The 5,551-nt window shown below is 52.1% G+C and carries 2 tRNA genes and 3 rRNA genes; all 5 read left to right on the top strand.

From position 1 onward, the window contains the following. Positions 1-252: 252 nt before the first annotated feature. The 5 genes from GYB81_RS22930 to rrf all read left to right on the top strand — a co-directional run bounded on the left by GYB81_RS22930 (position 253) and on the right by rrf (position 5,442). Positions 253-1,789: ribosomal RNA gene (locus tag GYB81_RS22930) — 16S ribosomal RNA — on the top strand. 88 nt (positions 1,790-1,877) lie between these two features. Then, positions 1,878-1,954: transfer RNA gene (locus tag GYB81_RS22925), tRNA-Ile, on the top strand. Positions 1,955-1,974: 20 nt separating this feature from the next. After that, positions 1,975-2,050 (top strand) — tRNA-Ala (locus GYB81_RS22920). Positions 2,051-2,296: 246 nt separating this feature from the next. Beyond that, positions 2,297-5,189: ribosomal RNA gene (locus tag GYB81_RS22915) — 23S ribosomal RNA — on the top strand. 137 nt (positions 5,190-5,326) lie between these two features. Beyond that, positions 5,327-5,442 (top strand): 5S ribosomal RNA (gene rrf, locus GYB81_RS22910). Together the 16S, 23S and 5S rRNA genes with 2 tRNA genes alongside form the textbook arrangement of a ribosomal RNA operon. The last annotated feature ends 109 nt before the right edge of the window (positions 5,443-5,551 follow it).

Genomic DNA, 5,551 nt, shown 5'->3' with positions numbered 1-5,551 from the left:
TTCGAAAAACAGCTTGACAGAAAGAAAGGCTGCTGTAGAATGCGCGGCCTCGGTTGAGACGAAAAGCTTAACCAACTGTTCTTTAACAACTGAATCAAGCAATTCGTGTGGGTGCTTGTGAGGTAAGACTGGTAGTCGACAGATTATCAGCATCACAAAGCAACACTCGTAAATTCGAGAGTTACTCTTTTAATTAAGAGATTTGCGATTGCTGAGCCAAGTTTAGGGTTTTCTCAAAACCCAAGCAGTATTGAACTGAAGAGTTTGATCATGGCTCAGATTGAACGCTGGCGGCAGGCCTAACACATGCAAGTCGAGCGGATGAAGGGAGCTTGCTCCCTGATTTAGCGGCGGACGGGTGAGTAATGCCTAGGAATCTGCCTGGTAGTGGGGGATAACGTTCCGAAAGGAACGCTAATACCGCATACGTCCTACGGGAGAAAGCAGGGGACCTTCGGGCCTTGCGCTATCAGATGAGCCTAGGTCGGATTAGCTAGTTGGTGAGGTAATGGCTCACCAAGGCGACGATCCGTAACTGGTCTGAGAGGATGATCAGTCACACTGGAACTGAGACACGGTCCAGACTCCTACGGGAGGCAGCAGTGGGGAATATTGGACAATGGGCGAAAGCCTGATCCAGCCATGCCGCGTGTGTGAAGAAGGTCTTCGGATTGTAAAGCACTTTAAGTTGGGAGGAAGGGCGTTTGGCTAATATCCAAGCGTTTTGACGTTACCGACAGAATAAGCACCGGCTAACTTCGTGCCAGCAGCCGCGGTAATACGAAGGGTGCAAGCGTTAATCGGAATTACTGGGCGTAAAGCGCGCGTAGGTGGTTCGTTAAGTTGGATGTGAAAGCCCCGGGCTCAACCTGGGAACTGCATCCAAAACTGGCGAGCTAGAGTACGGTAGAGGGTAGTGGAATTTCCTGTGTAGCGGTGAAATGCGTAGATATAGGAAGGAACACCAGTGGCGAAGGCGACTACCTGGACTGATACTGACACTGAGGTGCGAAAGCGTGGGGAGCAAACAGGATTAGATACCCTGGTAGTCCACGCCGTAAACGATGTCAACTAGCCGTTGGGTTCCTTGAGAACTTAGTGGCGCAGCTAACGCATTAAGTTGACCGCCTGGGGAGTACGGCCGCAAGGTTAAAACTCAAATGAATTGACGGGGGCCCGCACAAGCGGTGGAGCATGTGGTTTAATTCGAAGCAACGCGAAGAACCTTACCTGGCCTTGACATGCTGAGAACTTTCCAGAGATGGATTGGTGCCTTCGGGAACTCAGACACAGGTGCTGCATGGCTGTCGTCAGCTCGTGTCGTGAGATGTTGGGTTAAGTCCCGTAACGAGCGCAACCCTTGTCCTTAGTTACCAGCACGTTATGGTGGGCACTCTAAGGAGACTGCCGGTGACAAACCGGAGGAAGGTGGGGATGACGTCAAGTCATCATGGCCCTTACGGCCAGGGCTACACACGTGCTACAATGGTCGGTACAAAGGGTTGCCAAGCCGCGAGGTGGAGCTAATCCCATAAAACCGATCGTAGTCCGGATCGCAGTCTGCAACTCGACTGCGTGAAGTCGGAATCGCTAGTAATCGTGAATCAGAATGTCACGGTGAATACGTTCCCGGGCCTTGTACACACCGCCCGTCACACCATGGGAGTGGGTTGCTCCAGAAGTAGCTAGTCTAACCTTCGGGGGGACGGTTACCACGGAGTGATTCATGACTGGGGTGAAGTCGTAACAAGGTAGCCGTAGGGGAACCTGCGGCTGGATCACCTCCTTAATCGAAGACATCAGCTTCTTCATAAGCTCCCACACGAATTGCTTGATTCACTGTAAAAGACGATGCTGTAACGCGGCGACCCTGTTATAGGTCTGTAGCTCAGTTGGTTAGAGCGCACCCCTGATAAGGGTGAGGTCGGCAGTTCAAATCTGCCCAGACCTACCAATTCAGGTGCAGATGCTTACGGGGCCATAGCTCAGCTGGGAGAGCGCCTGCTTTGCACGCAGGAGGTCAGCGGTTCGATCCCGCTTGGCTCCACCATTACAGCTTGATCGTAGAGAGTTCAGAAATGAGCGCTTCAGGGTGATCCTGTCGAGTGCTGATTTCTGGTCTTTTGACCGGTAAGAAAATCGTTCTTTAAAAATTTGGATATGTGATAGAAGTGACTAACAGCGTGTTTCACTGCACGTTGTTAATCAAGGCAAAATTTGTAGTTCTCAAGACGCAAATTTTCGGCGAATGTCGTCTTCACGATTGAGACAGTAACCAGATTGCTTGGGGTTATATGGTCAAGTGAAGAAGCGCATACGGTGGATGCCTTGGCAGTCAGAGGCGATGAAAGACGTGGTAGCCTGCGAAAAGCTTTGGGGAGTCGGCAAACAGACTGTGATCCAGAGATCTCTGAATGGGGGAACCCACCTAGGATAACCTAGGTATCTTGTACTGAATCCATAGGTGCAAGAGGCGAACCAGGGGAACTGAAACATCTAAGTACCCTGAGGAAAAGAAATCAACCGAGATTCCCTAAGTAGTGGCGAGCGAACGGGGACTAGCCCTTAAGTTGATTTGAGTGTAGTGGAAGGCTCTGGAAAGTGCCGCCGTAGTGGGTGATAGCCCCGTACACGAAACGCTCTTATCAATGAAATCGAGTAGGACGGGGCACGAGAAACCTTGTCTGAACATGGGGGGACCATCCTCCAAGGCTAAATACTACTGACTGACCGATAGTGAACCAGTACCGTGAGGGAAAGGCGAAAAGAACCCCGGAGAGGGGAGTGAAATAGAACCTGAAACCGTATGCGTACAAGCAGTGGGAGCCTACTTTGTTGGGTGACTGCGTACCTTTTGTATAATGGGTCAGCGACTTATATTCAGTGGCGAGCTTAACCGAATAGGGGAGGCGTAGCGAAAGCGAGTCTTAATAGGGCGCTTTAGTCGCTGGGTATAGACCCGAAACCGGGCGATCTATCCATGGGCAGGTTGAAGGTTAGGTAACACTGACTGGAGGACCGAACCGACTACCGTTGAAAAGTTAGCGGATGACCTGTGGATCGGAGTGAAAGGCTAATCAAGCTCGGAGATAGCTGGTTCTCCTCGAAAGCTATTTAGGTAGCGCCTCGTGTATCACTGCTGGGGGTAGAGCACTGTTTCGGCTAGGGGGTCATCCCGACTTACCAAACCGATGCAAACTCCGAATACCAGCAAGTGTCAGCACGGGAGACACACGGCGGGTGCTAACGTCCGTCGTGAAAAGGGAAACAACCCAGACCGTCAGCTAAGGTCCCAAAGTTATGGTTAAGTGGGAAACGATGTGGGAAGGCTTAGACAGCTAGGAGGTTGGCTTAGAAGCAGCCATCCTTTAAAGAAAGCGTAATAGCTCACTAGTCGAGTCGGCCTGCGCGGAAGATGTAACGGGGCTCAAACCATACACCGAAGCTACGGGTTCATCCTTTGGATGAGCGGTAGAGGAGCGTTCTGTAAGCCTGTGAAGGTGAGTTGAGAAGCTTGCTGGAGGTATCAGAAGTGCGAATGCTGACATGAGTAACGACAATGCGAGTGAAAAACTTGCACGCCGAAAGACCAAGGTTTCCTGCGCAACGTTAATCGACGCAGGGTTAGTCGGCCCCTAAGGCGAGGCAGAAATGCGTAGTCGATGGGAAACGGGTTAATATTCCCGTACTTCTAGTTACTGCGATGGAGGGACGGAGAAGGCTAGGCCAGCACGGCGTTGGTTGTCCGTGTTTAAGGTGGTAGGCTGGTTTCTTAGGTAAATCCGGGAAATCAAGGCCGAGAGCTGATGACGAGCGTTCTTTTAGAATGCGAAGTGGTTGATGCCATGCTTCCAGGAAAAGCTTCTAAGCTTCAGGTAACTAGGAACCGTACCCCAAACCGACACAGGTGGTTAGGTAGAGAATACCAAGGCGCTTGAGAGAACTCGGGTGAAGGAACTAGGCAAAATGGCACCGTAACTTCGGGAGAAGGTGCGCCGGTGAGGGTGAAGCATTTACTGCGTAAGCCCATGCCGGTCGAAGATACCAGGCCGCTGCGACTGTTTATTAAAAACACAGCACTCTGCAAACACGAAAGTGGACGTATAGGGTGTGACGCCTGCCCGGTGCCGGAAGGTTAATTGATGGGGTTAGCGCAAGCGAAGCTCTTGATCGAAGCCCCGGTAAACGGCGGCCGTAACTATAACGGTCCTAAGGTAGCGAAATTCCTTGTCGGGTAAGTTCCGACCTGCACGAATGGCGTAACGATGGCGGCGCTGTCTCCACCCGAGACTCAGTGAAATTGAAATCGCTGTGAAGATGCAGTGTATCCGCGGCTAGACGGAAAGACCCCGTGAACCTTTACTATAGCTTTGCACTGGACTTTGAGCTTGCTTGTGTAGGATAGGTGGGAGGCTTTGAAGTGGGGACGCCAGTTCTCATGGAGCCATCCTTGAAATACCACCCTGGCAACCTTGAGGTTCTAACTCTGGTCCGTCATCCGGATCGAGGACAGTGTATGGTGGGTAGTTTGACTGGGGCGGTCTCCTCCCAAAGAGTAACGGAGGAGTACGAAGGTGCGCTCAGACCGGTCGGAAATCGGTCGTAGAGTATAAAGGCAAAAGCGCGCTTGACTGCGAGACAGACACGTCGAGCAGGTACGAAAGTAGGTCTTAGTGATCCGGTGGTTCTGTATGGAAGGGCCATCGCTCAACGGATAAAAGGTACTCCGGGGATAACAGGCTGATACCGCCCAAGAGTTCATATCGACGGCGGTGTTTGGCACCTCGATGTCGGCTCATCACATCCTGGGGCTGAAGCCGGTCCCAAGGGTATGGCTGTTCGCCATTTAAAGTGGTACGCGAGCTGGGTTTAGAACGTCGTGAGACAGTTCGGTCCCTATCTGCCGTGGACGTTTGAGATTTGAGAGGGGCTGACCTTAGTACGAGAGGACCGGGTTGGACGAACCTCTGGTGTTCCGGTTGTCACGCCAGTGGCATTGCCGGGTAGCTATGTTCGGAAAAGATAACCGCTGAAAGCATCTAAGCGGGAAACTTGCCTCAAGATGAGATCTCACTGGAGCCTTGAGCTCCCTAAAGGGCCGTCGAAGACTACGACGTTGATAGGTGGGGTGTGTAAGCGCTGTGAGGCGTTGAGCTAACCCATACTAATTGCCCGTGAGGCTTGACCATATAACACCCAAACAATCTGCCCTCAGGCAGAGGGTGTCGATGGTGAAGTCGACAGAAAGCCGAAAATTTGCGAGAGCTACAAGCCTCTATCACGTATCCAAGGGATAGCGCCTAACCGCGACATCCCAACCGAATTGCTTGACGACCATAGAGCGTTGGAACCACCTGATCCCATCCCGAACTCAGTAGTGAAACGACGCATCGCCGATGGTAGTGTGGTGCTTCACCATGTGAGAGTAGGTCATCGTCAAGCTCCTATACGAAACCCCAGATCGCAACCGCGGTCTGGGGTTTCTTCTTTGTGGCGCGGAAAATACAACGCGTAGCGCCGGCTGCACTGCCTTCGCGAGCAGAGCGCGCTC

The organism is Pseudomonas yangonensis (assembly GCF_009932725.1).
In the GTDB taxonomy this organism is placed as follows: domain Bacteria; phylum Pseudomonadota; class Gammaproteobacteria; order Pseudomonadales; family Pseudomonadaceae; genus Aquipseudomonas; species Aquipseudomonas yangonensis.
The sequence above is the reverse complement of the archived record's forward strand: the minus strand, read 5'-3'. Positions and strand labels throughout refer to the sequence as shown.